Here is a 25,020-nt window from a genome sequence, read left to right as displayed (position 1 = left end):
ACATGCACCTCGATTTCGATCGAGGTGCTTTTTATTTGGATACGTTATGCTTAGGAGAGGATTGGAGGAGATGGATTGAACACGACTGAAGAGGTGACCCTTTTTTTAGAAAATGACGATGAATTGATGCGTCTATTGACGACCGTCGCTTCGCTCAATTTACCCGACTGGTGGATCTGTGCCGGATACGTACGGGCGAAGATATGGGATGACGTGCACGGCTATCCAGTACCGACGCCGACCGAAGATGTCGACGTCATCTACTTTGACCAATCTCACAACGACGAAGCAATCGAAAAAGAGTATGAGGCACAACTATACGCTCTGTTACCAAACGTCGCTTGGTCGGTCAAAAACCAAGCCCGCATGCACCTGGTCAATCAATTGCCACCCTATCAGTCTGCGACCGACGCCTTGGCCCACTTCCCCGAGACCGTCACAGCCATCGGTGTCAGCCTCGACAACAGCGGACGGTTGAAGTTGGCTGCCCCTTACGGCATTGACGACATCATTGGACTGAAATTGCGACCGACCCCAGCATTTGAAGACGGATCCCCGCATCACCACATTTATCAAGCGCGGATCCAAAATAAGAATTGGCAAGCCACTTGGCCGAAACTTCAAGAAGTGGACGTGACTCGTCACGGACTGTAGAACCCGACCGCCGATACGGTCGGGTTTTGCTATTCATTCATCTACAAAAAAAAAGAGTGACCACCGAAGTGATCACTCTGAGTAAATCGTATTTGATTAGAGAAGCAAACCAGCAAGCGTGGCTGACATCAAGTTAGCAAGCGTACCTGCGAGAATCGCGAGGACACCCATGCGCGCGATATCGTTCCGACGGTTCGGTGCCATTCCACCAAGACCACCGAGAAGGATCGCGAGTGACGAGATGTTAGCGAATCCACAGAGTGCGAAGGCGATCATCGCTTCCGTACGTGCTGAGAGCTCACCCGTTCCAATTATTGGTGCGAACTCTGAGAAGGCAACGAATTCGTTCAAGACGAGTTTCTGACCGAGGAAGCTACCGAACTGAACGGCATCAGCCCACGGTACACCGATGACAAATGCGAGTGGTGCGAACACATAACCAAGAATCAATTCGAGCGAGAGACCGTCGAATCCGACCAAGCCGCCGATTCCACCAAGAATCAAGTTGACGAGTGCAATCAATGAAACGAACGCGAGAAGCATCGCACCGACATTCAATGCAAGGAAGAGACCGTCAGACGCACCGCGAGCGGCCGCATCGACGAAGTTCGCTGCTTTGTCCTCTTCATCTTCAGCAATTTCGATATCATCATTATACTCTTCTGTTTCAGGAACGATGATTTTCGCGAACATGAGACCAGCAGGTGCAGCCATGAAACTCGCTGCGAGCAAGTACTCAAGCGGTACACCAAGGGCAGCGTATCCAGCGAGAACCGAACCGGCAACCGACGCGAGTCCCCCGACCATAACGGCGAAGAGCTCCGATTGTGTCATTGTCGGAAGGTAAGGCTTGATGACAAGTGGTGCTTCCGTTTGACCGACGAAGATGTTTGCCGTCGCTGAAAGCGACTCTTTACGTGATGTGCCGAGAGCTTTCGCAAGGGCTGTCCCGAGAATACGGATGACCCATTGCATGACACCGAGGTAGTAAAGCAAAGCGATTAAAGAAGACATAAAAATGATAATCGGCAACACTTGGAATGCGAAGACGAAGTTGTCCCCTCCTACAGCTGTACCGAAAACGAAGGCGATTCCGTCATTTGCTGTGTTCAAGACGTTCTGAACGCCTCCTGAGATCCATTCTAACGCGCTACGTCCTGCTGATGTGAAGAGGACGAGGAAAGCGAACGTAAACTGTACCGCGAAAGCGGCAAGAACGGTACGCCATTTGATGGCTTTACGGTTGGTTGAAAAGATGTAAGCGATTCCAATTAGTGCCAAAATACCAACCACGCTCATGATATTCATTGGTGTTGTGCTCCTTTCATATTGGGGAAACCTGATATTGTGATATACCCGAATCGAGATGTGTCCTACCGTTTGAAACGCTTTCTTTTTATGTTGTTAAACGTCAGACAACCTACATTCGAACCTCTTTGAATATAACAGACCCTTTTTAAAAATGCAACGGGTCAAAACAGTCAAAATAAAAAAAGTTTGAAGTTGCTTCAAACTTTTTCACCAAGCCATTTCTTCAATTTTTTCATATACGTTCGTCACGAGTTGCTCTGGCGTATCTCCCGTCACGACCTCTCCATCGACTAGGCAAAACAAGTCGAGCGAACAGACGCCACAGTAGCCTGTACAGCCGTATTCAACGACATCTAGGTCTGGATCGGACTCTAGTTTGGCCCGGGCGATTTGCGAGCCCATCGCCAAATTGGAGGCACAGAACTCAATGATCGGATTCATCATGTCATTCACCCTTCCCCTTTCCCTCAAAACAGGAAAATGGTTCTTCTACGGCGTATTATAACATGATACAGTTGAAGTGTAACAAAGGGGGATTTTTATGCGCAAATTAGTCGTCTTGGGAGGCGGTTACGGGGGTATGCGTGTAATCGAACGCGTCCTCGGCCATCAGCTGAAGGACGTATCGATCACACTCATCGATCGTCTACCTTACCATGGGTTAAAAACAGAGTATTACGCACTTGCGGCGGGGACCGTATCGGATCGCGATATCCGTATCGATTTTCCAGAAGAGATCGATTACATATACGGTCAAGTCACCGATATCGACGCTGGAGACAAGATGGTTCTGCTCGCGAGCGGTGAAAAAGTACCGTATGACGACCTCGTCATCGGACTCGGATGCGAGGACAAGTATCACAACGTGCCTGGCGCCGCCGAGTTCACGTACAGCATCCAAACGTTAGAAGAATCACGTAAGACCCAACAAGCCATCAACGGTCTGTCGCCCGGTTCAATCGTCTCAATCGTCGGTGCTGGATTATCGGGTGTCGAACTCGCCAGCGAGCTGCGCGAGAGCCGTCCTGATTTGACGGTCCGTTTGTTCGACCGTGGCCCATCGGTCTTATCGTTCCTATCGAGCCGCGTCTCGATGTATGTCCAGTCTTGGTTCGAAGAGCACGGCGTCGAGGTCATCAACCAGTCGAATATCGTCCGGGTCGACGCCGACGGCCTATGGAATCACGAGCAACACTTCCCGTCTGATTTGACGGTTTGGACGGCTGGGATTCAACCGGTCGCCGTCGTCCGAAATCAAGGGTGGGAACTCGATGGCGGCGGGCGCGTCAAATTGACACCGCACCATTACGTCCCGGAACAGCCGGACATCTTCGTCGTCGGAGACAACGCCAGCCTTCCGTATGCACCTTCCGGTCAACTCGCTGAAGCGCAAGCGGAACAGATCGTCCAAGTGTTGCTCTGTAAATGGAAAGGCGTCAGTTATCCGGATTTACCGGATATCAAACTCCGAGGAACGCTCGGCTCGCTCGGGAAGAAGGCCGGCTTCGGTGTCTTCATGGGCAAACAGTCGCTCACCGGAAAAGTCGCTCGACTGCTCAAGTCCGGGATTCTTTGGAAACATAAAGTCATTAAATAACATGAACGGGTCGACCTTTAGGGTCACCCGTTTTTTTGTTTATCGGATTCGATTTGGCGTTCTGCTGCCATCTCCTTGAGTCAAAAGTCTTGTATCTGAATCCCCTGTATCCTTATCTAAATATTCAGATTTTTAATTCCATTGACATATTTTACCCGATGGGAAAACTTGTTACTCTATGGGCACGGCAGTTCGACATCGCGTCACCTCGCCTACATAACCCGAAGGAGGAAACAAGTTGAAAAAAGTTTGCAGCACTGTCCTCGCCTCACTGCTCGTCTTGTCAACCGTTCCAGGAGGCGCAGAAGCCGCCCCGAACAAAGAGAAAGAACGTGTCATCGTCGTCTTCAAGGAATCGGCGAAAAACATCCCGCTCTCGATTGAAGGCATGGAAGTTCGCCAACAGTACAAAAACATTCCGGCCGCAGCGCTCGAAGTACCGAAGGCTGCCTTGAATGGCTTGAAGAACAACCCGAACGTCGCCCACGTGGAAGTCGATCAAACGGTACAAATCGAAAATCAGACGCAAGACTGGGGCATTCCGAAGTTGAAAGCTCCATCAGCTTGGCAGAGTGGCTACACCGGGAAAGGCGTGAAAGTATCTGTCGTTGATACCGGAATCTCGCCGCACCCTGATTTGACGATTTCTGGTGGTGCCTCGTTCAGTACAGTCACGAGCTCATACGCGGATGACAACGGTCACGGTACGCACGTCGCCGGGATTATCGGTGCCCGCAACAACAGCATCGGAACGGTCGGGATTGCCCATGAGGCGAGCATCTATGCCGTTAAAGCACTCGAAGCCAACGGTAGTGGTAGCCTCTCGAGTATCATCGCCGGGATTGACTGGTCGATCACGAACGATATGGACGTCATCAACTTGAGTCTCGGGACGACAAGTCCATCGACGACGCTCCAACAAGTCGTCGATCGCGCCAATAACGCGGGTATCCTCGTCGTCGCGGCAGCCGGTAACAACGGACGCGCTGACGGTACAGGTGACCTCGTCAACTACCCAGCCCGTTACAGCTCGGCCATCGCCGTCGCGGCGACGGACATCAACAACAACCGCGCCTCGTTCTCGGCGACAGGTAGCACGGTCGAAGTCGCAGCACCAGGTGTGAGTATCAACTCGACACTCGCGAACGGCGGCTACGGTCAAATGAGCGGGACATCGATGGCGACACCTTACGTCGCCGGTAACCTCGCACTCATGAAGCAAGCGTTCCCGACGTTGTCGAGCTCGCAACTCCGCACGAAACTGTCACAAGAGTCAATCGACCTCGGAACGGCCGGACGTGACACATGGTTCGGAAACGGACTCGTGCAAGCACCGACGTCTGGTGGCACGACGCAACCGGTCCAAGCGCTCACGACGACAGTATCGACATCGAAATCAACTTACTACGCTGGTGAAGTCGTCTCGATCTCTTCAACAGTCCTGAATTCGAACGGCCAAGCGGTCGCGAACGCCGACGTCCGTGTGACGGTCACACAGCCAAACGGCGCGACGCTCACAGGGACAGGCAAGACAAGTTCAACGGGCGCCATCACGTTCACGCTCTCGACAAGCTCTTCGTCACAACGTGGGACGTATCAAGTAAAATCTGATGCGACGCTCGCTGGTTACACGGCAGGTTCGGCGACGTCGTCGTTCCGTCTTCTATAACGCACAAGAGTCGAACGACAATCGTCGCTCGACTCTTTTCATGCTGTCGTCTGTTCGATGGCCGAATAGACTTTTCGGAGTTGGACGACCCCTTCGTCCACCACTTCCCCATCGATGAGCACGAGCGGATAGAACCACTCGTCTTGCTTGATTGCTTCGGCGATGTCATCATCTGCCGTCTCAAAGTCGATGTACTCGAACTCGAACGCCTGATTCGGGTATTTCCGTGCCAATGCGCTTTGCAACCATTCGTATGTCTCAATCGAACTCGGCGCCCCGACACAGCTCGCACACTGTACTTCGGCCCCATATACTGTGATTTTCATGTCCATTCCCCCTCTTCTTTCCTATTATACAAAAATCAAGAAGGGGCATCGTCACAAAACGCTCAGCGTTAATGATTGAGAAACAATCTCAAACTTGCTAGAATGAAAGAGAACCAGAAAGGGGTAGATACCATGGAAATGTTTGATCAAGTCCAAGAAGTACTCGATAAATTACGCCCGTTCTTGCTTCGCGACGGCGGTGACGTCGAACTCGTTGATGTAGAAGAAGGCATCGTCAAACTTCGTTTGATGGGTGCATGCGGCAGCTGCCCATCTTCAACAATTACATTGAAAGCCGGGATTGAGCGCGCGCTCATCGAAGAAGTACCTGGCATCGTTGAAGTCGAACAAGTATTCTAAACAAAAAGGGAGACAATCATGTCATCCCTTTTTTTCATGCATGCGTCCATTCGTCCAAGCTCTCGACCATATAGGTCGGGAGTTTTTCTTGTTCCTGAATGAAAGCCGGACCATGCACGCCTGAGTTGACGTGGAGCGTCCGAATCCCGCCGTTGATCCCGAACAAGATGTCAGTATGGTAGTTATCCCCGACCATGACGACTTCTTCTTTCGTGAGACCAATCATTTCAAGCGCGATATCGACCATGACCGGTTCTGGTTTGCCGATAAAGAACGGATCTTTTTCCGTCGTTACCGTCAAGACGGACGTGAGCGCACCGTTCCCTGGTAAAAAGCCGCGTTCCGTCGGAATGGCGATATCGCCGTTCGTCGAGATGAAACGAGCGCCGGAACGGATCGCGAGCGCGCCTTTCGCCAACTTTTCGTATGTGATGTGCCGGTCGAGCCCGACGACGACGTAATCCGCCTTCGCCTCTTCCGTCACATGGAAACCGCGTTCTTCGAGCGCCAGGCGCAGGCCATCTTCCCCGATCATGTAAATCGTCGCCCCTGGCGTCATCTTCTCGATATAACGGGCCGTCGCCATCGCACTCGTCAATACGTGCTCAGGCGTCACATGCACACCCATCGAGACAAGTTTATCCGCCACTTGCTCCGGCGTCATCGACGCGTTGTTCGTGACGAATAAGTATGGGAAGCCAGTCGCCTCGAGTCGATTCACAAAATCGACCGCTGCTTGAATCGGGGCCGTCCCCGCATACATCGTGCCATCTAAATCAAATAAGTATCCTTTAATCGGATTCATCCAATCACTCGCTTTCTGGTAAAAATGCTGATACAGGACCGAGCTCCACCTCGAGATAGCGTCGGACCTGCTCCGGGAATGCCTCGAACGTTGATTTATCACGGTCGACCCAGGCGTCGAACCGGGCCGAATTTGCCGTGACGAACTCCCTGACATAGTGCGCCCGTAATCCGACGAGCGCTTTCGTCGCTTCCGCCGTCTCAGCGTCGAGCACACGCTCGTCGAGCAAGATGTCGACAATATCCTCATAGCTGCCCGGGTCACGCATGATGAACCCGTCAATCATCGAGTTGCCGACGTCAATCACGCCCTCCATCAAGTGAACGGCCAAACGTTGTTTCGCCAGCTCGATGGTGAACGCGTCCCCCTCTAATTGATCGAGTCGACTGAGCATCGTCTCCATATGGGTCAACGTCTCGTTAATCTTTTCTCTGTTTACAAAATACATCGCAATCCCCCCTGCCTCCTATAGTAATCCTTTTTCTCGTTCGAGAAAAGAATCTCTCCTATTTACATCATTTACGTAATTGTGATACACTAATCCACGGATTAACACAACTATTAGTATGTCACATTAAATAGATATCACGTGGAGGGTACAACACTATGGAACGAGAATTAGCGTTAGAGATCGTACGAGCAACCGAGGCAGCAGCATTGGCCTCATCGAAATGGATCGGTCGTGGTCAGAAGAATGAAGCGGATGACGCAGCGACATCGGCCATGCGTGAAGTACTCGGTACGATCAATATGGATGCAACTGTCGTCATTGGTGAAGGTGAACTCGATGAGGCGCCGATGCTATACATCGGGGAACGTCTCGGCACGACGTTCGGACCAGAAGTCGATATCGCCGTCGACCCGCTCGAAGGGACATCGATCGTCGCCAAAGGACTCGGGGACGCCATGGTCGTCATCGCGGTCGCGGATAAAGGCGCCCTCCTCCACGCACCAGATATGTATATGGATAAGCTCGTCGTCGGACCGAATTTAAAAGGCAAAGTCTCACTCGACGAACCGCTTGAGTCGATTATCGAGAAAGCCGCCCTTTATAACGGCAAGCGTATCGAGGAAGTGACCGTCATCATGCAAGACCGTGATCGTCATGAACATTTCCGTCAAGCGGCGATGAACATGGGCGCACGCGTCAAGCTGTTCGAAGACGGCGACGTCTCCGCTGGAATCGCAGCGGCCGTCAAGTCGAACCCGATCGATATCTTCATCAGTACGGGCGGCGCACCAGAAGGCGTCATCACCGCAGCGGCCGTCAAAGCGCTCGGCGGTGACATGCAGGCACGGCTCCACCCGATGAACGAGGAAGAGACAGCACGTGTCATCTCGATGGGCATCGAGGACCCACTCCAATTGCTCACGCTTGACGACCTCGTCAAGAGCGACGACTGCATCTTTGCGGCGACAGGCGTCACATCGGGCGAATTGCTCGACGGCGTAAAATTCTTGACGGACGATATCGTCGAGACGACGTCACTCGTCATGCGATCGAAGACGAAGACGATTCGTAAAGTCGTCGCCGAACACACGTTATCGCTCAAGCCCTACCTCCAAAAACAAGAAGTCAACGCCTAATACAAAACCTCCGCTCTCGATGAGCGGAGGTTTTCGTTTAGAATCCTTGTTCAAAATCTGTCCCGACATGGTTCGTCTGCGGTTGTTCTGCTTTCCGAAGTGAATCGTAGAACGTCGCATACGTCGTCGTAAAGTATGGATAGACGTACAAGAAACCGATACCGAGTGTAATGACCCCGAGAAGGAACCAACCGATGAACGAGAGGACGAGTTTGAACGCGTCCATCTTATGCCCGTCCATCATCCGGCGTGATTCGGTGATCGCCTCGAGGGCCGATAATTCCGGCTGGTCACGTAAGATGTAATACGTGAGTGAGTACGAGAAACTTTTGATGATTCCCGGAATCACGAGGAGCAGCGACCAAAGGAAGATAAACAATCCCATGAAGAACGGGGCGAGCACGTGCTTGACGTATCCCGTTTTGAACGGCTCGAACAACGTCGAAACAGCAGGCTTGTCACCGCGCGATACAGATAGGACGAGCCAAGACCAACCGATGGCGAGCGGTGCGATCAATAATGTGAGGAGGAGCGACAAGAACGTAAGTCCCGTGTCCGCTGCTGTTGGGACCGCTTCTGGATCTACAGGAGGCGCGAACGATTGTGGAATCCCGTTCAAGACGACGAACAAAATTAATAGCCCGGCGAGTAGCCAACGCTTACCAGTTAACATTTGTTGTGCATGTTGCTTAAGTTGTGCAGTCATTTTCATCATCCTTTTTTGAGTTCTCTCTTCAGTGTACGTCATCACTTCACGAAAAGTTTCAAAAAAACACGAAAAAAGGGAAAAGGTTTTTCCTTTCCCTTCAATACATGACGTTGCCCATGAAAAACTGTGACATCGATACGATAAATAAGAGCACACCTGTGGCCACTGCCGCCAACGAAATAATTTTAAAGAGGCGGCTTCTCAAAAACGCCTGACGATATTCAAAGCGGCGGATTAGCAAGACGTGGACAACCTCATAAATCAGGACTGCGGCGGTGAAGTAAAACGTCATGATACTCCCGAACCCGAAGAACAACATCGCCAGTACGCCCAAGCCGAAATTATGAATTCGATTATGGACGTCATCGCGGTCACCGACGGTCGCCGTTTGTACGTGTTGCATACTTCCACCTCACTTCCAAAACCCACAAAAACCCGAACAGAAACAATAACCTTAAATATAAGTTATCACAATTTTCCTATCCCTAAACCTGTCACACCGTCTTTTCACCTAAAAGAAACATTTGGAAAATAAATGTAACAAAAAAGCGCTGATGTCATCAGCGCGTCATGTACCGGTCGAAGGCTCGGCTTCTTCCGATTTATTGAATTTGCGTTTCAGTTTGAGCGGTTGTTTCGTGCCACCGAAGACTGGACCGTCTTCCGCCTCATCGATTTCCGTCTCTTTTTTGAGTACAAAGAACGGGCACCCAAAGTTACAGTATTCATACACGTAATCCATCACGTGATCGATTCGATTATCATACGTCGCGAACTTGGACTTCGTCTCATAGAACCCTTTCAACCGAAGCTGTCCGTGGCCCCAATCCCCGACGATATAATCGTATTTATCAAGCACGTCGCTATAGCGTGCGATGAACGCTTCCTCGTCAAAACCGTCACGTTTCTCTTCAATGACGGTATAGCCGTGGCGATTCACTCTAATCATGTTTCACACCTCCACTGTTCTATCATAGCATGCCGACCGGTCCCGTCCCTATCCTTTTCGGATGGCATTATGACGGGTCACGATCGTCTCGCGTAACACGTCACGAAGCAGTTCCGGCATAAAGTAACGCTTCGGCTGATCGGCCAAATACGGAAGGAGCGGTCCGAACGTGAACATGTCGACCGTGGCGACACGATACGTCCCGTCTAGCTTGATTTCCTCACCATTGATCGAATAGCGACCGTGTCGGCTGTCGATTCCATGGAGGATCGGGCTACCGAGCACCGTCCCGCGAAAACCGAGGCCACGGACATGCATTGTCGTGAACGCATCTTCTTGGACATCGTTCAAAAATCGGACGAGGGTCGCCCCGTCAAGCGTCAAGAGACAAGGGTTGATCGGATGCGGACAAATCCGGTGCAACATATTGAGCGTGACGTGGCCCGGGCGCAAACCTTCTAACAAGACACCGGATGGGATAATACTCAACTCGGCGTCACACCAGTCCGCAAGTCCGCTCGCCAATAGGTCTCCGATGGCCGACGGACCGAACCAGTCACTTTCATAACCTGGTGTCTCGGCAATCGTCACATCGAGCAGACGCTCGGCTTGACCATACTCTGCGGCTAGAACCGCGACCGTCGCTTCATCAGGTTCGCGCTCCGATACATCGTGGAGACAAGCCCGTTTCTCGATGACCTGCTTTCCTTCGATGGTCAGCTCGATTTGCCCGACGTACTGCCCGTATTTGCCGGCCTGCGCAATCAGGACGCCGTTCGTGACGACACCCTCATCGAGCACGTGATGGGTATGGGCTCCGAGGATGACATCGATTTCTGGGAACGCCTCGGCCAGCCGCTCGTCGGCATAAAAGCCGAGATGGCTGAGCGCGATGATGACGTCGCAGTCTCGAAGTGTCTCGAGGGCACGCGCCGTTGCCGCATGTGGTGCTTCGATGGCCCAGCCGAGTTCAGGATAAAGCTCTTCATACGGAGCGGTCACTCCGAACAGCCCGATCTGAATTCCCTCTCGTTCGACGATGAGCGTCTCCGACGCCCATTCCGGTCGTTCACCAGCTGCTTGATAGACGTTCCCTAATAGGACCGGGAACGCGGCCTCGTCATACAGATGGGCGAGCCAGTCGTGCGGGAACGTGATGCCTTCATTATTGCCGATCGTGACCGCCGTCGGTCGAATCCGATTGAGCAGTCGGACGTTCACTTGTCCGCGCGTCACTTCTGTCGCCGGATGGGTCCGATCGGCATGGTCGCCGAGATCGAAGACGAGCGTCTCGTCCGTCCGATGCTCATTCAAAAACGAGACGAACCGCGGCCAGTTATGGAATTTCGAATGTAAGTCATTATAATGGAACATCGTAATCGTTCTCAAGACGATCCCCCTTCCTAGAACAGACTGATTTGGCTCGGGGCGAGTTCATATTCAGCACCGAGAATCTCAATCAACCGTTTGGCGTTTGGTACCGCGTCGCCGGCCGAGTTGTTGTTGAAGTAGACGTACACCGACTTCGCTGTTTCATCGACTTGTTTGAGGGCCGCAGCGAGCTCCTGCAGTTCATCCTCACTATAGCGATACAGGCAGCGGACGTGACGCCATTCTTGGCTCGTCATGCCCGGCTTTCGGAGCCAGCCGGCGGTGTTGCGGCCGTGCAAGCGCACGACGGCCACGTCCGGATTGGTCACGACCGGGACGAACGGGATGCTGCTCTCTTTCGTTTGCGGCTCATCACAAATCGTATTGATGAAGCGTTGTTCCTTTAAGAATGCGAGCGTCCGCTCCCGGAACGCCTCGGAGAACCACGTCGGGTTCCGGAACTCGATGGCGATGTCATAGTCGCGCAACTCGTCACGGATCGTCCGTAAATAATCGAGATGTGGCTTCGAGACATCGAACCAGGGCGGGAGTTGGACGAGCACGGCTCGTAGCTTCCCAGCTTGTTTCAGCGGTTCGACAGACGTTCGATACCGCTCGAACAGCTCGGCGAGAGGTAGCTTCGGCTCCCGGTCATGGCCGCTCATTTCCCTGGAAACTTTGACGATGAATTGGAACGTCTCCGGTGTTTCCAAGTTCCACTTCTCGTAATTCTTCACCGGTTGAATCGCATAAAACGAGGAATCGATTTCAACGGTCGGGAAATGCCCCGCATAGGTCGACAGTTTATGTTTTCGTTCTTCTGGGGTCGTATACAGTAAATCATGGTCTCCCCACCCCGTCACACCGACATAAATCATCACATTCCCTCCTCAACTTATTGTTCGAACGTGGCCGCCGTGTTCCGTTTCGACCAATTCAACGTTCCCGCGAACGTCACGAGCAACAGGACGAGCCCCATCACAAACGGATAGCGCATATCGATATCGAAGGCGATTCCGGCAAGCGTTGGTCCGACGATATTCCCGATGCTCATATAAGCATTGTTCATCCCCATCGCAAACCCTTGCTCTTTATCTGCCATTTTCGATACGAGCGTATTCAATACCGGTCGTAAAATTGACGTCGACAAGAAGATAATCAACGTGACCGCGAAGAAAATCGTGTAAGACCCGGCAAACAGTGAGAACAAGAAACCGAGCGCAGCGAGCATGATAAAGATGAGCACGACTTTAATCTCACCGAACAGCGAGACAAGACGATCGACCGCGAACAGCTGGACGATGACGCTGACGATTCCCGTCCCGGTGATCATGACCGCGATTTGTTGCGGCGTTGCGCTGAACGTCTCACTGACGAACAGACCGAGGACCGACTCGTATGCCATCAAACCGAACGCCATGACCAAGTTGATGACGAGCACGAAGAAATACGGTTTCCGTGTCGATGACACGAGTTGACGCGGTAACGATTCACTCTCACTCGTTTGGACATACGGTTCACGGTCCGGTTCTTTCAATAGAATGATTGACGAGATGACGGCAACGAATGATACGATCGCCGATAACAAGAGCGGTGCCTTCAACCCGAATTCGGCGAAGAAACCACCGATTCCTGGGCCGATGACAATCCCGAGCGACATTGCCGCGGAAATATAACTGTTCCCTTTCGCCCGTTGTTTGAGCGTTGTGATATCGGCCACGTAAGCAAAGATGGCCGGAATCAAGAGAGCGGCCCCGACGCCGCCGATCGCCCGTGAAATCAACAGGACGGTCAAGTTGTCTGATAAGTAAAAGACGCCCATCGAGATGGTAAACCCGATGAGTCCGAGGATGATCATGAGCCTGCGGCCGTAAACGTCCGCCCATTTCCCGGCAATCGGCGACATGAGCAGCTGGGCCCCGGCAAAGACAGAGATCATGAGTCCGGCAGCGGTTCCGCCTTCTCCAATCATCTTCAAATAATCAGGAATAATCGGTATGATAATCCCGAATCCTGCTACAGCGATGAACATGTTCAACATGAGAATCGCCAATTGTTTCTTTTGTTTAGTCGTCAATGTATGTCACTTCCTTTTCATCCTTTCATTTTACTTGTTGATGAATGAAATGAGCAAACGATAAGACAGCAAAACACCCATCCTTGACCAGAGGATGGGTGTTCAAACACTTGCTTATGAGATGCGTGATTGAGCGAGTGATTGGTTGGAACGATTTTTCGGTAAAAACAGTGTGATCACATACACGATCAATGTTGGAACTGCCCAAGCGAGTCCGATCTCAGCCATCGGCAAGTTCGTGATCCAAGCTGTAACTGCTGACGGCGCCAATCCGTGTGTCGTCTCGAAGAGCGAGAGCACGAGGGCCGTATATACAGTCGCCTTCATCGCGACATGCGGGTTGCGTTGAATCCGCTCCGTAATCGAGACGAGCACGAGTGCGATCATGACCGGATACAAGAGCGTGAGAAGCGGTACTGCGATTTCAATCAACATACCGAGTCCGACGAGTGAAATCATGAAGCCGAACAACGTCGTCGCGATGACGACTTGGTAATACTTGAGTGATTCGAACGTGTTGCTGATGAAGCGTGAGAACTCAGTGATGAGTCCGACCGCTGTCGTCAAACAAGCGAGGAAGACCGCAGCCCCGAGCGCGAGCATTCCGACTTGTCCGAAAGACGAACCTGCAAACGCTTGAAGCAAGCTTGCTCCGTCCGTCGTTCCCGTTTGGCCCGTCATGTTCGCTCCAATCGACCCGAGCGAGATATAGACGAGCATTAAACATGTGACAGCGAGCATTCCAGACGTCCGAAGGAGTGAAGATGCTTCTTTCTGGTCCGTCATACCGTTCGCTTTGAGCGTGACGAGCACGATGGCACCGAAGACGAGAGCGCCGAAGACGTCCATCGTCAAGTAGCCTTGTTTGAAGCCTTCCCCGAGGGCACCAATCCACGTCTCATATCCTTCTGCTGGTGCGACCGGCTTCCCGAGTGGAGCCACGAGGTTCGTGATTCCAATTGCCGCAAGCAAGAGCAAGAGGATTGGCGTGATGATACGTCCGATGACTTCAATCAATTTCTGAGCGCGTAACGTCAAGAAGAACGTCAAACCGAAGAAGACAGTTGAACTGATTGCGAGCGTGAGCGTAGATGGCGCACCGAGGAACGGTACGACTCCCATCTCATACGTGACTGCTGCCGTCCGAGGAATCCCGAAGAACGGTCCAATCGCCACGTACATTAATCCCGTCAAGACGAGCGCAAGTCGCTTCGGAATATACCGAGCGATTTGGTCAGATCCACCGCCGACCCGCGCGACTGCGAAGAGCGCGAGTAATGGTAGCCCGACGCCGGTAATGACGAAGCCGACTAGGGCTGGGACGAGGTTCTGTCCTGCCATCGCACCTAGCATCGGTGGGAACAGCAAGTTCCCGGCCCCGAAGAATAATGCGAAAATCGTGAATGCTAACGGGAATAATGTCGATTTTTTCATACAACTACCTCCACATACATGTAATACCTTCCGTGTTACCCAATGAATCAAATGACTAAATTTTCTGACAATAAACCGCTTGGTCTATTTCATTATACACACTTTCATTTTTTTGACCACCCTATCCATAAAAATGATGTTTATTTTTTTGAAATGTGGATTTATTGTATGGAACCGTTCCCTTAATTTACAAATTATCGGTTGGTCACACTCATTGACTAGCTGTAAATGAGAAAAATGGTCAATAACGGATATCAAACTTCCGGAATGATTCGACCGTCGTGTCTTCCGCTTCAATCCGTTCGACCCCGACAAAACGATTGCCGTCATAGAGGGCGCGTTTATATGATTCGAGTCTCTCCGCGTCTCCTTCGATTTGAAGTTCAACCGTCCCGTCATTCAAATTCCGGACCCAACCTGTGATGCCGTATTCAAGGGCAGTCGCTTGCGCGAAGTAACGGAAGCCGACCCCTTGGACCCGGCCCGATACGATAAGATGCTGTGCTTGTTTCATATAAGTCTCCTCCTCTAATTTGAAAGAATGGGTTTAGCCTCTGTCTCGTTAGGCAACAATATATAAGTAAAATACTGGATAGGAGTGGTGATGTGGAACAACTTGTGACTGTGGTGACGACAATTTCAGATTGGCTATGGGGTGTGCCAATCATCTCGTTACTCGTTTTGTCTGGACTCTATTTGACGATTCGTTTAGGATTCTTCCAATTCCGATACCCCCTCTACATAATGCAACAAACGTTAGGCAGTGTTTTCAAAAAACCAAAAGGTGAAGGTGATATCAGTCCCCGCCAGGCGTTGACGTCAGCCTTATCTTCGACGATCGGTGCCGCCAATATCATCGGGGTACCGGCCGCCATCATGTTCGGCGGGCCGGGCGCCATCTTCTGGATGTGGGTCATCGCCGTCGTCGGGATGGCCATCAAGTTCTCGGAGAGCGTCCTCGCCGTCCGTTACCGCGAGAAGAACGAGACCGGTGAATTTGTCGGCGGTCCCGTCTACTATATGGCGAAAGGCTTGAAGCTGAAATGGCTCGCCTCATGGTTCGCCTTCGCTCTCATGATCGAACTCATCCCGAGTATCATGGTTCAAGGAAACGCCGTCAGTTCGGCCGTCAGAGAGACGTTCAACGGCAATACCCTTGTGACCGGGATTATCGTCGCCGGGCTCGTCGCCCTCGTCGTCTTCGGCGGTATGAAACGCATCGCGAAAGTGACGGAAGTCATCGTCCCGGCGATGGCACTCGTCTATGTCGGTGCCGGTTTCATTATCGTCTTGATGAATTTCTCACAAATCCCGGAAGTACTCGGGCTCATCTTCTCATACGCATTCCAACCGATGGCCGCGCTCGGTGGTTTCGCTGGTGCCGCCATCGCCGAGACGATTCGTTGGGGCTTCGCCCGTGGTCTTTATTCGAACGAGGCAGGACTCGGGACGGCACCGATTGCCCACGCCGCTGCGCAAACGGATCATCCGGTCCGGCAAGGCTTCTGGGCCGTGATCGGGATCGTCATCGATACGCTCATCATCTGTAGCACGACGGCGTTCGTTGTCTTGTCGTCCGGTGTATGGACACGGGCCGATGCGATGAACGATCCAGCAGCCCTGACAACCATCGCGTTCCAACAGTACTTCGGGTACACGGGTAGCCTGCTCGTCACAATCTCGCTCATCTTCTTCGTCTTGTCGACGATTATCGTCATCATCTTCTACGGGTCGCGCCAAGCCGAGTACTTATTCGGTTTGAAGGCCGGCTTCCTGATGAAAGTCGTCTATATCGGCTCAATCGTCATCGGTGCAATCGGTGGAGCACAGATGATTTGGAACTTCCTTGATTTGATGCTCGCGATGATTCTTATCCCGAACATGATTGCCGTCTTGATGTTGAGCGGCGAAGTGAAGCGCTTGACGACCGAGTTCTTCACGTCCGAGAAATATTATAAGAAAGACGTCGCCGAGAAGAAGGCGTCGTAATGACAAACCCGGCTGCGATTGCAGCCGGGTCCTTTTTATGTTGATGATTCGATGTTGTCAATCGCTTGGCGAATCCGTCCGACCGAGGCATCGAACTGTCCTTGTTCCTCGTCCGTCAGTTCAATCTCGATAATTTGGCGGATACCAGTCCGGTCAATCAAGGCCGGTACGCCGATATGGAGACCTGAGGCACCGTATTCGCCATCGAGATGGGCACCGATTGTCACGACGGAGTTCTCATTCCGGACGATGGCGCGGACGATTCGGAGGAGCCCGAGCCCGATCGCGTAGTACGCCGCGCTCTTATATTCGATGATTTGATTCGCCGCATCGCGGACTCCTTGATAGATGGCGTCCAAATCTTCTTGGCGATACGATTCATTCTCCTCAAGTAGCTGCTTCATCGACTTCCCGTAAACGCGGGCGTTGTCCCAGGCGACGAAGCCCCCGGCACCGTGCTCACCCATGTAATAGACGTGACAGTTCCGCGACGACAAGTCGAAGTACTCGCCTACCTTATAACGGAGACGCGCCGTATCAAGGACTGTTCCTGAACCGATAACGCGATGTTTCGGCAAGCCGGACGCCTTCCAGACGACGTGTGCCATGACATTGACCGGGTTCGTCGCGACGACGATGATGCCGTCGAATCCGCTCGCCATAATTTGTTCCGTGACATGTTGCATGACCTTCGCATTTTGTTCGGCGAGGTCCATCTGGGTCTGACCGAGCTTTTGCGCGGCACCGGCCGTGATGACGACGATATCGGCGTCGCGGCAGTCCGAGTAGTCACCTGCCCAAATCCGGACCGGACTCGGGGCGAATGATATCCCGTGATTGAGGTCCATCGCCTCTCCTTCAGCCTTGGCGTGGTTCGAATCAATCAAGACGAGCTCTTCACAGAGCGCGGCCATCGACAGTTGATAGGCGAAACTGACGCCGACCCATCCAGCGCCGACGACGGCGATACGGGTGATGTCTTCTGGGTCAATCGTGTTCAAGTGATCCATATGCTTCATCCCTTTCTAAACGTGTTCTCTTACTTAGCATACCCGACTGGCGTTCGTTTCACGACAAAAAAAGCGAACTCACTTGTGAGGAATTCGCTTCTAAACAAAACCATGTTTATGACACATGTCACTCTCGCTCCCGATAATAGTGAACCGGCCGAATCTCGAGCCGCCACCCTAATGCTTCCGCTTCGGGCACTTGGGTCGTCGGATGGATGGAAGCGATTCTGACCGCATCCTCCATATCCAACGCTTCAATCACGAACGCACTTCCCATGACTTCCTTCGATTCAGTAACAGGCCCATCCGTAATCGAAATCTGATGTGACTCCCGCTTGAGTTGTTTCATGCTCGCTTCAAGCCCCATATCCATCAACACCTGTTCACTTGCATATAGCTCCTGTAAGTATGGTTCACACGTAGCCATGATTTGATCGATTTCCAGGTCGGTCTTTTCGTTCATTTTGTCAGCGTTGAAATATCCCGTTACCAAGAACATCATGTGATCTTCTCCTCTCGAATCTACAGTCACGCATCATCTTATCCCATTCCCTATTCCCTGTTTACAGGCATTGCCTACACAAAAAGACGGTCGACATGAAATCATGTCAACCGTCTTTCCTCATCTATTCAGGATTATCCGATCGATCCTTCCATCTCAAACTTGATGAGACGGTTCATTTCGACGGCATATTCCATTGGCAATTCTTTCGTGAACGGCTCGATGAAGCCCATGACGATCATCTCCGTCGCTTCTTCTTCCGAGATTCCACGGCTCATGAGGTAGAAGAGTTGCTCTTCTGACACTTTAGAGACTTTCGCTTCGTGCTCGAGTGAGACTTGGTCGTTCAAGATCTCGTTGTACGGGATCGTGTCCGACGTCGACTGGTTATCCATGATGAGCGTGTCACATTCGATATTCGAACGTGCACCTTTCGCTTTACGACCGAAGTGGACGATTCCGCGATACGAGACTTTTCCGCCTTGTTTCGAGATCGACTTCGAGACGATTGACGACGACGTGTTCGGTGCGAGGTGAATCATCTTCGCGCCCGCGTCTTGGTGCTGCCCTTTACCGCCGAGAGCGATTGAGAGCGTCATACCGCGTGAGCCTTCACCTTTCAAGATGACGGCCGGGTATTTCATCGTGAGTTTCGAACCGATGTTGCCATCGATCCATTCCATCGATCCACCCGCTTCACAAACAGCACGCTTCGTGACCAAGTTGTAGACGTTGTTCGCCCAGTTCTGGATTGTCGTATAGCGGCAGTATGCGTCTTTGTTGACGAAAATCTCAACGACCGCTGAGTGGAGTGAGTTCGTCGTGTAGACCGGTGCTGTACATCCTTCGACGTAATGGACAGAAGCGCCTTCGTCGACGATGATGAGCGTCCGCTCGAACTGACCCATGTTCTCCGAGTTGATGCGGAAGTAAGCTTGGAGCGGTTGCTCGAGCTTCACCCCTTTTGGTACGTAGATGAACGAGCCACCTGACCATACAGCCGAGTTGAGCGCCGAGAACTTGTTGTCCGTCGGTGGAATCAATTTTCCGAAGTACTCACGGAAGAGGTCTTCGTTTTCTTTGAGCGCTGTGTCTGTATCTTTGAAGATGACACCTTTCGCTTCAAAGTCTTCTTGCATGCTGTGATAGACAACCTCAGACTCATACTGAGCCGAGACGCCTGCCAAGTATTTTTGCTCCGCTTCCGGGATTCCGAGCTTGTCAAACGTACGTTTGATTTCTTCAGGAACCTCGTCCCACGAGTGCTCTGTCTTTTCAGACGGTTTGACATAATACGTGATCTCATCGAAATCTAGTGCTGTGAGATCGCCGCCCCATGTCGGCATCGGCATTTTGCGGAACTGTTCGAGTGATTTCAAGCGGAACTCGAGCATCCATGCCGGTTCTTCTTTCATGCGCGAGATCGTCTCTACGATTTCATTCGTCAAGCCGCGGCCTGAACGGAAAATCGAGATGTCTCGGTCATGGAAGCCATATTTATAATCGCCAATGTCAGGCATGTTTTTCGCCATATCGGTCTCCTCCTTCTACTTACGCTTCCTCGTCGACTCCCTTTTCAAGCGCTTTCCACGCGAGCGTGGCACACTTGATGCGAGCCGGAAACTTTGAGACGCCAGACAACGCTTCGATGTCGCCTAGGTCGAACTTGTCTGTATCATAGTCTTTTCCTTGGACCATCTCCGAGAAGATGGTGGCCAATTGGAGTGCCTCGTCAACAGACTTGCCCTTCACGATTTGAGTCATCATCGATGCCGACGCGAGACTGATTGAACAGCCTTCACCTTCGAACTTGGCATCTTTCACGATTCCGTCCTCGACTTGGAGTTGGAGTCGGAGTGAATCCCCGCATGTCGGGTTGTTCAAGTCGACCGTCACGCCATCTTCGATGACGCCACGGTTTCTTGGGTTTTTATAATGATCCATGATGACCTGTCGGTACAACATGTCGAGATTGTTAAAACTCATAATTGAAATACTCCTTCGTTTGACGTAGCCCTTCGATGAAGCGGTCGACCTCTTCTTTCGTATTGTACAAGTAGAAGCTCGCTCGGGCTGTCGATGATTGCTTCAGGAGACGCATGAGCGGCTGGGCACAGTGGTGGCCGGCCCGGACCGCGATGCCTTGCATATCCAAGACGGTTGCTAAGTCGTGAGCGTGCACGTCACCTAAATTGAACGTGACGAGTCCGACCCGTTCCTCTGGTCCGTAAATTTCAATGCCTTCAATCGTACGCATCTGTTCGATGGCGTACGTCGCGAGCGCCCGTTCGTGGGCTTCGACGTTCTCGAGACCGAGGTCTTCTAAAAAGTCGATGGCCGCTGCCAAACCGACGGCGCCGGCGATAATCGGCGTCCCTGCTTCGAACCGGTAAGGGATGTCTTTCCATGTCGACTCATACAAGTCGACGTAATCGATCATCTCGCCACCGAATTCGACCGGTTCCATGTTTTTGAGCAACTGCTTCTTCCCGTATAAGACACCGATCCCGGTCGGACCGAGCATCTTATGGCCTGAGAAGGCGAGGAAGTCGCAATCGAGTGCTTGCACGTCAAGTTTCCGGTGCGGTGCGCTTTGCGCCGCATCGACGACCATGACCGCGCCTTTTTCATGGGCGAGCTTCGCCACGTCGGTGATCGGGTTGATCGTGCCGAGCACGTTCGAGACGTGACTCATGGCGACGATTTTCGTCCGGTCCGACAAGACGGCACGGACCGCGTCGAGCGTGACCCGACCGTCCGGCGTCAGTTCGACGTAACGGAGCGTGGCCCCTTTACGCTTGGCGAGCTGTTGCCACGGAATCAAGTTGGCGTGGTGCTCCATCGGCGTGAGGACGATTTCGTCCCCCGCGCCGACGTTGGCGTCCCCGTAGCTTGACGCGACGAGGTTAATCGCCGTCGTCGTCCCGCGTGTGAAGATGATTTCTTCTGGGACGGCGGCGTTGATGAATGAACGGACGCGCTCCCGCGCCCCTTCATACGCATCCGTCGCGTGCGTCCCGAGCGTATGGACGCCCCGGTGCACGTTCGAGTGGATGCGGCGATAGTAATCCTCGATCGCCTCGATGACAGCAAGCGGTTTTTGGGAGCTCGCCGCGCTGTCGAGATAGACGAGCGGATGACCGTTGATTTCCTGATCTAAAATCGGGAACTGTTTACGAATCGAGGCATCAATCATCTTAACGTACTTTCCCTTCGATGACTTCACGGAGACGGTCTTTGACCGACTCGATCGCGAGTTGCTCGACGACCGGGTTCAAGAATCCGTGAATGATCAACCGTTCGGCTTCTTTACGTGACAAACCGCGGCTCATCAAGTAGTAGAGCTGCACGTCGTCGACGCGTCCGACCGAAGCGGCGTGACCTGCCATGACGTCGTCCTCATCGATGAGGAGAATCGGGTTCGCATCTCCACGTGCCTTTTCAGACAACATGAGCACACGTTCCGTTTGAACGCCGTTCGATTTCGAAGCGCCATGGTGAATCATCGATGTCCCGCTGAAGATGGCCGTGGCCGAATCTTTTTGGACACCGTGAATCAAGATGAACCCTTCTGAAGACTTCCCGAAATGGTCCGTCCGGATGTTGAAGTTTTGTTTCTGTGCGCCACGACCGATCGTGACCGCTTTAGTGTCTGAGAACGTGTTGTCTCCGACGAGGTGTGTTTTCGTCTCAACGACCGAGTTGCCGTCATTCATATGACCGAGCGCCCATTCGAGGCGTGCGTTCTCATAGACGACACCGCGGCGGTTCATGAACGAGAGAGCCGACTCAGCGAGCTGGTCGACGCCACCGAAGACGACTTTCGCGTTCGCGCCAGCGAACACTTCCGTCACAGCGTTGACCGTGTGCGGCTCGTTCGTGTTCGAGAGGAAGCTCTCGACGTACGTCAATTCACTGCCTTCGTCTGCGACGATGATCGTGTGGTGATAGAGCGCGCCGTTCGCTTGTTCCATCGTGAAGATGGCTTGGAGCGGGTCTTTCAACTGAACGTTCTTCGGTACGTATAAGAACGCACCGCCGTTCATGAGGGCAGCGTTCAACGCAGACAAACGTTCTTCGTCCACGCGGACACCTTCCGTCATGAAGTATTTCTCGACGAGGTCCGGATGTTGTTCCATCGCTTCGTTGATGCCCATGAAGAGGACACCTTCTGGCGTCGCAAGTTCGTTGTAGACGACATGACCGTTGCGTTCAACGAGCACGTTTGTACGGTGGTCTCCAAGAAGTGCTTCGATTTCAGGCGTCAAGCCGTCATGCTTCGTGAGCTCGACGTCTCCAGAGACGAAGTCCCATTTATCAATCTTGATCTTTTCAACTTTTGGCAAGGCGAGAGTCGGCGCAAGTTCTGCTGCTTCTTTGCGACGGTTGACCATCCATGAAGGTCCACCGAGCGCCTCTGCACGTGCCGCTACTGCTTGTGCATCCAATTCAAATTGTACGGTCATCGTACAGCCTCCTTACGCTTCTGTGTCTACTGTCATTCCAAGATCTTGCTTCACCCAGTCGTAACCTTCTGCTTCGAGTCGTTGTGCAAGCTCTTTGCCACCTGACATGACGATTTTTCCGTCCATCATGATGTGAACAAAGTCTGGCTCGATATAGTTGAGGAGACGTTGATAGTGCGTGATGATCAAGCAGCCGAACTCTTCGTTGCGCATTTCGTTGACGCCTTTCGCGACGACTTTGAGCGCATCGATGTCAAGACCTGAGTCAATCTCATCGAGGATGGCGATGTTCGGTTTGATCATCATCATCTGAAGAATCTCGTTACGTTTTTTCTCTCCGCCTGAGAAACCTTCGTTTAAATAGCGGTGTGCCATTGCTGAAGGGATTTCAAGGACGTCCATCTTCGCATCGAGTTCACGGATGAACTTCATGAGCGAGATTTCTTGGCCTTCTTCACGGCGCGAGTTGATTGCTGAACGCAAGAAATCGGCATTCGTGACACCACTGATTTCAGCAGGATACTGCATCGCGAGGAACATTCCGGCTTGCGCGCGCTCGTCGACTTCCATCTCGAGTACGTCTTCACCGTTCAAATCGACGCTTCCGCCTGTTACTTCATACAATGGATGACCCATAAGTGCCGATGCGAGTGTTGATTTACCCGTCCCGTTAGGACCCATGATGGCGTGAATTTCGCCACCTTTAATTTCAAGATTAAGACCTTTGACGATCTCTTTTCCTTCGATTGAGACGCGGAGGTCATCAATTTTCATGTGTGGTACGTTAGACATTCGGATACCCCTTCCGTTTTCTCGCCATTTTTGGCGTAGATTAGATATATTCTAATCTTAATCTAGGCAATTTTTTATTTCAAGCGACTCACCTTATTATTCATTCTCAATAAAACATAAATGTTGAGAATGAGAATATCGGGAAATCAAGACATTATCCAACTTTTTCCTCGGTTAACGCCAAACTTGCTTTCCGTTCTTTCAAGGCGCCGGTGAAGAAGAAGGCGCCACACGCCGTCAATACGGCCAAGCTTCCAAACACTGGCAACGCTGCATTGTCGAATCCATCAAGCAACACTCCTCCGATGACGGGGCCAATCGTCTGACCGAGCGCCGTCAACCCCATCGCCCCGAAATACGTCCCGCGCAGATGGGCCGGTGCCAATTCGTCCGTCAACACGTCCGTCATCGTGAACATGAGCACCTCGCCGACCGTGAAGATGACCATCGCGACGAATAAAATCCACGTCTCGGTCGCGAAGCCGATCAGGAGGAGTCCCGACGACAGCGTGGCGACACCGAAGAAGAGTGACTTGATCGGTGAGACCCGCATCCCGAATCGCATAATCGGATATTGGACGACAAGGACGGTGATCGCATTGACCGTCAATAGATAGGCGAACAAACGCGAGCCGTCACTGAATCCGTCATGGAAAGCGATGAACTGTGGCAACGTCGCATTGAACTGACTATAGCCGATGATGGCAAAAATCATCCCGATGATGACGAAGCGGAACGTCTTATCTTGTTGTAACACACGGAACGTCTCCGTCAAGCGCGGCCGGACTTTGACGCCGTCCCCTTCCTCGAACGGATACTTTCGGAACAGCGTCGAAATGACGAGTCCGTACATCACGTAAACGCCCGTCACGACGAAGAAGGCGCTCTTTGCGCCGGTGAGCGACAAGACGACCGCGAGCAATGGCCCAATCGCCGCCGCGATATTGATTAAAAAGTAGCGGACGTTATAGACGATGACGCGCTGGTCCGGCTGCGTCGTATCGCTGATGAGCGCGCGAGACGCCGGTTCGAGGAACGACCGCGACACACCCATGAGTACCGAAAATATGTAAAACCAAAATAATTCTGTCACGAGCGCGAAGCCGCTGAACGTCAAGGCGTTCAAGACGATGCCGATCAGCATCAACTGTTTGCGCCCGTACCGGTCAGACAGCGTTCCCCCGAAAAAGCTCATGAACAGACCCGATAGCGCCGAGATGGCGAACACCGTCCCGATGACACTCGCCGAGAAACCGAGCGTCGCGAGATAAATCGCAAAAAACGGCATAACAAAAAATGTCGACAGCCGGGCAAAAAATGTGCCAAACAAGACACCCAGCGTCAGCGGATGAATGTGTCGTATGTTCATCCGGATCCCCCCTTTTCCTACATATATGTAGTGTACTTCTATT

27 protein-coding genes are annotated in these 25,020 nt (G+C 52.2%); 6 read left to right on the top strand and 21 right to left on the bottom strand.

Going from position 1 to position 25,020, the window contains the following annotated elements; genetic code table 11:
• The first annotated feature begins 75 nt into the window (after window positions 1-75).
• On the top strand, window positions 76-654 hold the full coding sequence (locus tag M467_RS17900; protein WP_021065519.1) for a nucleotidyltransferase family protein: 579 nt from the start codon (window positions 76-78) through the stop codon (window positions 652-654).
• Between the two features lie 96 nt (window positions 655-750).
• Here the strand turns inward: M467_RS17900 and M467_RS17895 are convergent, their stop codons facing one another.
• On the bottom strand, window positions 751-1,962 hold the full coding sequence (locus M467_RS17895) for a NupC/NupG family nucleoside CNT transporter (RefSeq protein WP_021065518.1): 1,212 nt from the start codon (window positions 1,960-1,962) through the stop codon (window positions 751-753).
• Window positions 1,963-2,172: 210 nt separating this feature from the next.
• Window positions 2,173-2,409, bottom strand: a complete 237-nt coding sequence (locus M467_RS17890) for a YuzB family protein (RefSeq protein ID WP_021065517.1) — start codon at window positions 2,407-2,409, stop codon at window positions 2,173-2,175.
• A gap of 97 nt (window positions 2,410-2,506) precedes the next feature.
• On the opposite strand from M467_RS17890, the gene M467_RS17885 reads away from it, so the two are divergent.
• Both M467_RS17885 and M467_RS17880 read left to right on the top strand, forming a co-directional pair.
• Window positions 2,507-3,562, top strand: a complete 1,056-nt coding sequence (locus tag M467_RS17885; protein ID WP_021065516.1) for an NAD(P)/FAD-dependent oxidoreductase — start codon at window positions 2,507-2,509, stop codon at window positions 3,560-3,562.
• A 238-nt stretch (window positions 3,563-3,800) separates the two neighbouring features.
• Complete coding sequence (locus M467_RS17880) at window positions 3,801-5,231, top strand: S8 family peptidase (RefSeq protein WP_021065515.1); 1,431 nt, start codon at window positions 3,801-3,803, stop codon at window positions 5,229-5,231.
• A gap of 38 nt (window positions 5,232-5,269) precedes the next feature.
• Here the strand turns inward: M467_RS17880 and M467_RS17875 are convergent, their stop codons facing one another.
• Complete coding sequence (locus tag M467_RS17875) at window positions 5,270-5,563, bottom strand: DUF1462 family protein (protein ID WP_029595112.1); 294 nt, start codon at window positions 5,561-5,563, stop codon at window positions 5,270-5,272.
• A gap of 96 nt (window positions 5,564-5,659) precedes the next feature.
• On the opposite strand from M467_RS17875, the gene M467_RS17870 reads away from it, so the two are divergent.
• The gene (locus tag M467_RS17870) at window positions 5,660-5,917 is read left to right on the top strand and encodes a NifU family protein (RefSeq protein ID WP_228617585.1); all 258 of its coding nucleotides are present in this window, start codon (window positions 5,660-5,662) and stop codon (window positions 5,915-5,917) included.
• A 34-nt stretch (window positions 5,918-5,951) separates the two neighbouring features.
• Here the strand turns inward: M467_RS17870 and M467_RS17865 are convergent, their stop codons facing one another.
• Window positions 5,952-6,722: a TIGR01457 family HAD-type hydrolase gene (locus tag M467_RS17865; protein ID WP_021065513.1), complete on the bottom strand. Its 771-nt coding sequence runs from the start codon at window positions 6,720-6,722 to the stop codon at window positions 5,952-5,954.
• Between the two features lie 4 nt (window positions 6,723-6,726).
• Window positions 6,727-7,170 (bottom strand): DUF86 domain-containing protein, encoded by a 444-nt coding sequence (locus tag M467_RS17860; RefSeq protein WP_021065512.1) that lies wholly within the window; start codon window positions 7,168-7,170, stop codon window positions 6,727-6,729.
• 158 nt (window positions 7,171-7,328) lie between these two features.
• On the opposite strand from M467_RS17860, the gene glpX reads away from it, so the two are divergent.
• The gene (gene glpX / locus M467_RS17855) at window positions 7,329-8,309 is read left to right on the top strand and encodes a class II fructose-bisphosphatase (RefSeq protein WP_021065511.1); all 981 of its coding nucleotides are present in this window, start codon (window positions 7,329-7,331) and stop codon (window positions 8,307-8,309) included.
• Window positions 8,310-8,346: 37 nt separating this feature from the next.
• Here glpX and M467_RS17850 read toward each other — a convergent pair whose 3' ends face one another.
• The 8 genes from M467_RS17850 to M467_RS17815 form a co-directional block, all read right to left on the bottom strand.
• Window positions 8,347-9,015 carry a DUF975 family protein gene (locus M467_RS17850; protein WP_021065510.1) on the bottom strand — a complete coding sequence of 223 codons (669 nt, stop codon included), beginning with the start codon at window positions 9,013-9,015 and terminating at the stop codon, window positions 8,347-8,349.
• A gap of 100 nt (window positions 9,016-9,115) precedes the next feature.
• Complete coding sequence (locus M467_RS17845; RefSeq protein ID WP_021065509.1) at window positions 9,116-9,421, bottom strand: hypothetical protein; 306 nt, start codon at window positions 9,419-9,421, stop codon at window positions 9,116-9,118.
• Window positions 9,422-9,586: 165 nt separating this feature from the next.
• A complete protein-coding gene (locus tag M467_RS17840; RefSeq protein WP_021065508.1) occupies window positions 9,587-9,967 on the bottom strand; it encodes a YutD family protein in 381 nt (126 codons plus the stop codon).
• Between the two features lie 48 nt (window positions 9,968-10,015).
• The gene (locus M467_RS17835) at window positions 10,016-11,356 is read right to left on the bottom strand and encodes a bifunctional metallophosphatase/5'-nucleotidase (RefSeq protein ID WP_021065507.1); all 1,341 of its coding nucleotides are present in this window, start codon (window positions 11,354-11,356) and stop codon (window positions 10,016-10,018) included.
• 14 nt (window positions 11,357-11,370) lie between these two features.
• Window positions 11,371-12,216: a DUF72 domain-containing protein gene (locus M467_RS17830; RefSeq protein ID WP_021065506.1), complete on the bottom strand. Its 846-nt coding sequence runs from the start codon at window positions 12,214-12,216 to the stop codon at window positions 11,371-11,373.
• Window positions 12,217-12,233: 17 nt separating this feature from the next.
• Window positions 12,234-13,415 carry an MFS transporter gene (locus M467_RS17825; protein ID WP_021065505.1) on the bottom strand — a complete coding sequence of 394 codons (1,182 nt, stop codon included), beginning with the start codon at window positions 13,413-13,415 and terminating at the stop codon, window positions 12,234-12,236.
• Between the two features lie 114 nt (window positions 13,416-13,529).
• Entirely contained in the window at window positions 13,530-14,849 is a 1,320-nt protein-coding gene (brnQ, locus tag M467_RS17820) for a branched-chain amino acid transport system II carrier protein (RefSeq protein ID WP_021065504.1), read from the bottom strand.
• 241 nt (window positions 14,850-15,090) lie between these two features.
• The gene (locus M467_RS17815) at window positions 15,091-15,363 is read right to left on the bottom strand and encodes an acylphosphatase (protein WP_021065503.1); all 273 of its coding nucleotides are present in this window, start codon (window positions 15,361-15,363) and stop codon (window positions 15,091-15,093) included.
• A 92-nt stretch (window positions 15,364-15,455) separates the two neighbouring features.
• Between M467_RS17815 and M467_RS17810 the strand changes: the two genes are divergently transcribed.
• The gene (locus tag M467_RS17810; RefSeq protein ID WP_021065502.1) at window positions 15,456-16,838 is read left to right on the top strand and encodes an alanine/glycine:cation symporter family protein; all 1,383 of its coding nucleotides are present in this window, start codon (window positions 15,456-15,458) and stop codon (window positions 16,836-16,838) included.
• Window positions 16,839-16,873: 35 nt separating this feature from the next.
• On the opposite strand, the gene M467_RS17805 is transcribed toward M467_RS17810, so the two are convergent.
• The 8 genes from M467_RS17805 to M467_RS17770 all read right to left on the bottom strand — a co-directional run bounded on the left by M467_RS17805 (window position 16,874) and on the right by M467_RS17770 (window position 24,977).
• A complete protein-coding gene (locus tag M467_RS17805; protein WP_021065501.1) occupies window positions 16,874-17,848 on the bottom strand; it encodes an L-lactate dehydrogenase in 975 nt (324 codons plus the stop codon).
• 127 nt (window positions 17,849-17,975) lie between these two features.
• On the bottom strand, window positions 17,976-18,350 hold the full coding sequence (locus M467_RS17800) for a YciI family protein (RefSeq protein ID WP_021065500.1): 375 nt from the start codon (window positions 18,348-18,350) through the stop codon (window positions 17,976-17,978).
• 134 nt (window positions 18,351-18,484) lie between these two features.
• Window positions 18,485-19,882 carry a Fe-S cluster assembly protein SufB gene (gene sufB, locus M467_RS17795; protein ID WP_021065499.1) on the bottom strand — a complete coding sequence of 466 codons (1,398 nt, stop codon included), beginning with the start codon at window positions 19,880-19,882 and terminating at the stop codon, window positions 18,485-18,487.
• A gap of 19 nt (window positions 19,883-19,901) precedes the next feature.
• Window positions 19,902-20,336, bottom strand: a complete 435-nt coding sequence (gene sufU, locus M467_RS17790; RefSeq protein ID WP_021065498.1) for a Fe-S cluster assembly sulfur transfer protein SufU — start codon at window positions 20,334-20,336, stop codon at window positions 19,902-19,904.
• Window positions 20,326-21,546 carry a cysteine desulfurase gene (locus M467_RS17785; protein WP_021065497.1) on the bottom strand — a complete coding sequence of 407 codons (1,221 nt, stop codon included), beginning with the start codon at window positions 21,544-21,546 and terminating at the stop codon, window positions 20,326-20,328. The genes sufU and M467_RS17785 overlap by 11 nt, the downstream gene beginning before the upstream one ends.
• Before the next feature lies 1 nt (window position 21,547).
• Window positions 21,548-22,816, bottom strand: coding sequence for a Fe-S cluster assembly protein SufD (gene sufD, locus M467_RS17780; RefSeq protein ID WP_021065496.1), 1,269 nt, complete (start codon window positions 22,814-22,816; stop codon window positions 21,548-21,550).
• 12 nt (window positions 22,817-22,828) lie between these two features.
• Window positions 22,829-23,590: a Fe-S cluster assembly ATPase SufC gene (sufC, locus tag M467_RS17775; protein WP_087576453.1), complete on the bottom strand. Its 762-nt coding sequence runs from the start codon at window positions 23,588-23,590 to the stop codon at window positions 22,829-22,831.
• A gap of 172 nt (window positions 23,591-23,762) precedes the next feature.
• Entirely contained in the window at window positions 23,763-24,977 is a 1,215-nt protein-coding gene (locus tag M467_RS17770) for an MDR family MFS transporter (RefSeq protein ID WP_021065494.1), read from the bottom strand.
• Window positions 24,978-25,020 lie beyond the last annotated feature (43 nt).

It is taken from the genome of Exiguobacterium chiriqhucha RW-2 (assembly GCF_000416965.1).
Classification (GTDB): Bacteria; Bacillota; Bacilli; order Exiguobacteriales; family Exiguobacteriaceae; genus Exiguobacterium; species Exiguobacterium chiriqhucha.
The sequence above is the reverse complement of the archived record's forward strand: the minus strand, read 5'-3'. Positions and strand labels throughout refer to the sequence as shown.

Coding starts and splice junctions, on each gene's coding strand:
- M467_RS17785 (WP_021065497.1), bottom strand. CDS start 21,546: ATGATTGATGCCTCGATTCGTAAACAGTTCCCGATTTTAGATCAGGAA.
- M467_RS17885 (WP_021065516.1), top strand. CDS start 2,507: ATGCGCAAATTAGTCGTCTTGGGAGGCGGTTACGGGGGTATGCGTGTA.
- M467_RS17875 (WP_029595112.1), bottom strand. CDS start 5,563: ATGGACATGAAAATCACAGTATATGGGGCCGAAGTACAGTGTGCGAGC.
- M467_RS17815 (WP_021065503.1), bottom strand. CDS start 15,363: ATGAAACAAGCACAGCATCTTATCGTATCGGGCCGGGTCCAAGGGGTC.
- M467_RS17830 (WP_021065506.1), bottom strand. CDS start 12,216: ATGATTTATGTCGGTGTGACGGGGTGGGGAGACCATGATTTACTGTAT.
- glpX (WP_021065511.1), top strand. CDS start 7,329: ATGGAACGAGAATTAGCGTTAGAGATCGTACGAGCAACCGAGGCAGCA.
- M467_RS17840 (WP_021065508.1), bottom strand. CDS start 9,967: ATGATTAGAGTGAATCGCCACGGCTATACCGTCATTGAAGAGAAACGT.
- M467_RS17860 (WP_021065512.1), bottom strand. CDS start 7,170: ATGTATTTTGTAAACAGAGAAAAGATTAACGAGACGTTGACCCATATG.
- M467_RS17845 (WP_021065509.1), bottom strand. CDS start 9,421: ATGCAACACGTACAAACGGCGACCGTCGGTGACCGCGATGACGTCCAT.
- M467_RS17865 (WP_021065513.1), bottom strand. CDS start 6,722: ATGAATCCGATTAAAGGATACTTATTTGATTTAGATGGCACGATGTAT.
- M467_RS17895 (WP_021065518.1), bottom strand. CDS start 1,962: ATGAATATCATGAGCGTGGTTGGTATTTTGGCACTAATTGGAATCGCT.
- M467_RS17800 (WP_021065500.1), bottom strand. CDS start 18,350: ATGATGTTCTTGGTAACGGGATATTTCAACGCTGACAAAATGAACGAA.
- sufU (WP_021065498.1), bottom strand. CDS start 20,336: ATGAGTTTTAACAATCTCGACATGTTGTACCGACAGGTCATCATGGAT.
- M467_RS17805 (WP_021065501.1), bottom strand. CDS start 17,848: ATGGATCACTTGAACACGATTGACCCAGAAGACATCACCCGTATCGCC.
- sufD (WP_021065496.1), bottom strand. CDS start 22,816: ATGACCGTACAATTTGAATTGGATGCACAAGCAGTAGCGGCACGTGCA.
- sufB (WP_021065499.1), bottom strand. CDS start 19,882: ATGGCGAAAAACATGCCTGACATTGGCGATTATAAATATGGCTTCCAT.
- M467_RS17850 (WP_021065510.1), bottom strand. CDS start 9,015: ATGACTGCACAACTTAAGCAACATGCACAACAAATGTTAACTGGTAAG.
- M467_RS17870 (WP_228617585.1), top strand. CDS start 5,660: ATGAAAGAGAACCAGAAAGGGGTAGATACCATGGAAATGTTTGATCAA.
- M467_RS17770 (WP_021065494.1), bottom strand. CDS start 24,977: ATGAACATACGACACATTCATCCGCTGACGCTGGGTGTCTTGTTTGGC.
- brnQ (WP_021065504.1), bottom strand. CDS start 14,849: ATGAAAAAATCGACATTATTCCCGTTAGCATTCACGATTTTCGCATTA.
- M467_RS17890 (WP_021065517.1), bottom strand. CDS start 2,409: ATGATGAATCCGATCATTGAGTTCTGTGCCTCCAATTTGGCGATGGGC.
- sufC (WP_087576453.1), bottom strand. CDS start 23,590: ATGAAAATTGATGACCTCCGCGTCTCAATCGAAGGAAAAGAGATCGTC.